This is a genomic window from Faecalibacterium sp. DFI.5.82 (assembly GCF_029076575.1).
Taxonomy (GTDB): domain Bacteria; phylum Bacillota; class Clostridia; order Oscillospirales; family Ruminococcaceae; genus Faecalibacterium; species Faecalibacterium duncaniae.
The window spans coordinates 1-293 of the sequence record NZ_JARFIS010000988.1 but is presented as its reverse complement, the minus strand read 5'-3'; the positions used below and the strand labels follow the sequence as shown (position 1 = coordinate 293).

Genomic DNA, 293 nt, shown 5'->3' with positions numbered 1-293 from the left:
TGTCAACGGCTTCCTTGCTCTGAGCAGTGATCTTTGCCCAGTCGCCAGCCTTGAAGACATCGCTCTTGCACATCCAGGTGCCGCCGACAGCGAAGATCTGGTCGTAGCCCAGGTAATCGTTGACGTTCTTTGCGTTGACACCGCCGGTGCACATCCAGCGTGCGCCCTTCAGGGCAGCGCCGATGTTCTTCAGCATGCCGAAACCGCCGTTTGCCTCAGCGGGGAAGAACTTCTGGGCCTAGCAGCCCATATTCATTGCCTGCTGCATCTCGCCGTCAGAAGCGGTACCGGGG

Annotated in this window: 1 pseudogene; it reads right to left on the bottom strand. The window is 59.4% G+C overall.

Features of this window, described 5'->3' with window-relative positions:
- A pseudogene (locus tag P0G09_RS19815) lies at window positions 1–196 on the bottom strand (keto-hydroxyglutarate-aldolase/keto-deoxy-phosphogluconate aldolase); the annotation flags it as partial.
- Window positions 197–293: the final 97 nt, after the last annotated feature.